Here is a 3468-nt window from a genome sequence, read left to right as displayed (position 1 = left end):
CGGCGGCTACGGCTACCCGCCCACCGGCGCGCCCGCCGGCGCCCCGCCCATGCCGGCCACGCCGCCGCCCGGCGGCCGTCCCGGCTCGGCCCCCTACCTCCAGCGCGCCGGGGCAGCCCCGGGCGCTGCTGGACGCACGCGCTACTGGATCGAGATCAACGGCACCCGCCATCAGATCTCCCGCCCGACGCTGGTGCTGGGCCGCAGCACCGAAGCCGACGTGCGGATCGACGACCCCGGCGTGTCCCGCCGGCACTGCGAGATCCGGACCGGAACGCCCTCGACGATCCAGGATCTCGGGTCCACCAACGGCATCGTGGTGGACGGGCAGCACACCACCCGCGCTACGCTCCGCGACGGCTCGCGGATCGTCGTGGGCAGCACCACCATCATTTACCGGCAAGCCGAAGGGTGAAGCGGGGGCAATGTCAGAGCTGACCCTCACGGTCATGCGGCTGGGGTTCCTGGCCGTACTGTGGCTGTTCGTGATCGTGGCCGTGCAGGTCATCCGCAGCGACCTGTTCGGTACGCGCGTCACCCAGCGGGGGTCGCGCCGAGAGAACGCGCGGCCGCAGAACGCCGCCCGGCAGGCCGCGCCACCGCAGCAGCGCGGCCAGCAGCCCGCCGCCACCGGTGGCCGCCGCGGGCGCAACGCCCCCACCAAGCTCGTCGTCAGCGAGGGCACGCTGACGGGGACGACCGTCGCGCTGCAGGGCCAGACCATCACCCTGGGCCGCGCGCACGACTCCACGATCGTGCTGGACGACGACTACGCCTCCAGCCGGCACGCCCGGATCTACCCGGACCGCGACGGCCAGTGGATCGTCGAGGACCTGGGGTCCACCAACGGCACGTATCTCGACCGGAACCGACTGACGACTCCCACGCCGATCCCGCTGGGCGCGCCGATCCGCATCGGCAAGACCGTCATCGAGCTGCGGAAGTAGTGCTACATCATGAATAGGCGCGAGCGGAGCGAGCACGCAGCGGTGGTCCCCACCAGGGCCCCCGGCGCGCTCCCGACCGGAGGGTGGGCACCGTGCGGATGTACCCGGAGCCGACGGGCGAGGTGCGCATGAGTCTGTCACTGCGCTTCGCCGCCGGATCGCACAAAGGCATGATCCGTGAGGGCAACGAGGACTCCGGCTACGCCGGCCCGCGGCTGCTCGCGATCGCCGACGGCATGGGCGGCCAGGCGGCCGGCGAGGTCGCCTCCTCCGAGGTGATCTCCACCCTGGTCACGCTCGACGACGACATCCCCGGCTCCGACATCCTGACCTCCCTCGGCACCGCCGTGCAGCGCGCCAACGAACAGCTGCGCGCCATGGTCGAGGAGGACCCCCAGCTGGAGGGCATGGGCACCACGCTCACCGCCCTGCTGTGGACCGGCCAGCGTCTCGGTCTCGTCCACGTCGGCGACTCCCGCGCCTACCTCCTGCGCGACGGCGTCCTCACCCAGATCACCCAGGACCACACCTGGGTGCAGCGCCTGGTCGACGAGGGCCGCATCACCGAGGAAGAGGCCACGACCCACCCGCAGCGCTCCCTGCTGATGCGCGCGCTGGGCAGCGGCGACCACGTCGAGCCCGACCTCTCCATCCGTGAGGTCCGCGCCGGCGACCGGTACCTGATCTGCTCCGACGGCCTGTCCGGCGTGGTGTCCCACCAGACGATGGAGGACACCCTCGCCAGCTACCAGGGCCCCGAGGAGACCGTCCAGCAGCTGATCGAGCTCGCACTGCGCGGCGGCGGCCCCGACAACATCACGGTCATCGTCGCCGACGTCCTCGACCTCGACACGGGCGACACCCTCGCCGGCCAGCTCCACGACACCCCGGTCGTGGTGGGCGCGGTCGCCGAGAACCAGCTCCACCTCCAGGACAACGGCATCATGCAGACCCCCGCCGGCCGCGCCTCCGGGCTCGGCCGCCAGGGGCACGCGCAGGGTGGCGGCGGTGAGTTCGGGCCGCCCGGCTCCGGCGACACCACCGGGTACATGCCGGCCGGCAGCTTCGGGAACTACTCCGACACCGACTTCGTCAAGCCCCGCAAGAAGGGCCGTTGGCTCAAGAGATCCTTCTTCGGCATCCTCGGCCTCGCCGTGATCGGCGGGGGCCTCTACGGCGGGTACCGCTGGACGCAGACGCAGTACTACGTCGGCGCCAACGCCGACCATGTCGCGCTGTACCGCGGCATCAGCCAGGACCTGGCCTGGATCTCGCTCTCGAAGGTGGAGAAGGACCACCCCGAGATCGAACTCAAGTACCTGCCGCCGTACCAGCAGAAGCTTGTCGAGGCCACGATCGCCGAGGGCGGTCTGGACAACGCCAAGAAGAAGATCGACGAACTGGCCACCCAGGCGTCGGCGTGCAAGAAGAACGCCGAGCGCCGCGAGGCGGCGGACAACAACGCCAAGACCGGTGCGGGTGAGGCCGGGGGCACCACGGGAACCACGAAGACCTCCCTCACGTCCAAGGCCACACCGTCCCCGACGTCGACGCCATCGACGTCCCCGAGCCCGACCAAGTCCACACCCACACCGTCAGCCGGCCCCAGCCTCTCGGAGGAGGAGCAGAAGCTGGTCTCGCGGTGCGGTGAGCAGTAGGCAAGCCGCGAGGGGCCCACGCACACGATGAGCAGTACTACCAACACGTCGACGCAGCACACGTCCACGATCGGCGCGATCGGCGCGCCGAGCCGCCGCAACACCGAACTGGCACTGCTGGCTTTCGCGGTCGTCATTCCGGTGTTCGCCTACGCCAACGTGGGTCTCGCCATCAACGACGAAGTACCCACCGGCCTACTGGGCTACGGCCTCGGCATGGGCCTGTTGGCCGGCATCGGCCATGTCGTCGTACGCAGGTTCGCGGCTTACGCGGACCCTTTGCTGTTGCCGCTGGCCACACTGCTCAACGGGCTGGGGCTGGTGTTCATCTGGCGCCTGGACCAATCTGAGCGGCTTCAGAACCTCGCCGAGAACGCCTTCGGCGCCTTCACGCCGTCGGCCCCGAAGCAGCTGCTGTTCTCGGCTCTGGGCCTCGCGCTGTTCGTCGTGGTCGTCATCTTCCTCAAGGACCACCGCATCCTGCAGCGCTACACGTACATCTCGATGGCCGTCGCACTGGTGCTCCTCGTCCTGCCTCTCGTGCCCGGCCTCGGCGACGACACGTTCGGCGCCAAGATCTGGATCAGGATTCCCGGCGTGGGCACGATCCAGCCGGGCGAGTTCGCGAAGATCATTCTCGCCATCTTCTTCTCGGGCTACCTCATGGTGAAGCGGGACGCCCTGGCACTGGCCAGCCGCCGTTTCATGGGCCTGTACCTGCCGCGCGGCCGTGACCTTGGCCCAATCATCACGATCTGGGCCGTCAGCCTGCTCATCCTCATCTTCGAGAACGACCTCGGTTCGTCGCTGCTGTTCTTCGGCATGTTCGTGATCATGCTTTACGTGGCCACCGAGCGAACCAG

4 protein-coding genes are annotated in these 3468 nt (G+C 69.5%); all 4 read left to right on the top strand.

Annotation, left to right across the window (positions count from 1 at the left end; all coding sequences use genetic code 11):
• Positions 1-415: FHA domain-containing protein (locus M8J73_RS43710; protein ID WP_249829890.1), on the top strand; the 415-nt coding region annotated here is incomplete at its 5' end.
• Positions 416-425: 10 nt separating this feature from the next.
• On the top strand, positions 426-947 hold the full coding sequence (locus M8J73_RS43705; RefSeq protein ID WP_055538165.1) for an FHA domain-containing protein FhaB/FipA: 522 nt from the start codon (positions 426-428) through the stop codon (positions 945-947).
• 128 nt (positions 948-1075) lie between these two features.
• Positions 1076-2605: a Stp1/IreP family PP2C-type Ser/Thr phosphatase gene (locus M8J73_RS43700; protein ID WP_206187811.1), complete on the top strand. Its 1530-nt coding sequence runs from the start codon at positions 1076-1078 to the stop codon at positions 2603-2605.
• Between the two features lie 27 nt (positions 2606-2632).
• Positions 2633-3468 (top strand): FtsW/RodA/SpoVE family cell cycle protein (locus M8J73_RS43695; RefSeq protein ID WP_249829889.1); only part of this gene is annotated, 836 nt, incomplete at its 3' end.

Source organism: Streptomyces neyagawaensis (genome assembly GCF_023516595.1).
Classification (GTDB): Bacteria; Actinomycetota; Actinomycetes; order Streptomycetales; family Streptomycetaceae; genus Streptomyces; species Streptomyces neyagawaensis.
This window is presented reverse-complemented; position numbering and strand designations above follow the sequence as displayed.